The following is a 488-nucleotide window of genomic DNA, read 5'->3' as shown; positions in this document are numbered from 1 at the left end:
TCCCTATAATGCGCATCCGTTGTCACGACAAACACACAAACCTGTCGAGATGACAAAGTGAAAGGCCTTGAAAAATAAGGCTTGACACTTGAGGCGAAAGGCGTAAAATACGCAGCCTCGCAACACGGAAGGTACTTCCGGTTGCGCCGCTCTTTAACAATTTAATCAGACAATCTGTGTGGGCACTCGCAAGACACTATCCACGCCGAAAGGCGAAAAAGATAACAAGTCTTGAAGAGTGACTGAACAGTTAATTCATTACGAACTAACAACAGTTTAATTCTTTGAGCATCAAACCTTTAATTGAAGAGTTTGATCATGGCTCAGATTGAACGCTGGCGGCAGGCCTAACACATGCAAGTCGAGCGGCAGCGGGAAGAAGCTTGCTTCTTTGCCGGCGAGCGGCGGACGGGTGAGTAATGTCTGGGGATCTGCCCGATGGAGGGGGATAACCACTGGAAACGGTGGCTAATACCGCATAACCTCTT

The 488-nt window shown here is 48.2% G+C and carries 1 rRNA gene; it reads left to right on the top strand.

The features are described 5' to 3' along the window. Positions 1-300: 300 nt before the first annotated feature. Positions 301-488: ribosomal RNA gene (locus AB204_RS19755) — 16S ribosomal RNA — on the top strand; the annotation flags it as partial.

Source organism: Xenorhabdus khoisanae, from assembly GCF_001037465.1.
GTDB lineage: Bacteria > Pseudomonadota > Gammaproteobacteria > Enterobacterales > Enterobacteriaceae > Xenorhabdus > Xenorhabdus khoisanae.
The sequence above is the reverse complement of the archived record's forward strand: the minus strand, read 5'-3'. Positions and strand labels throughout refer to the sequence as shown.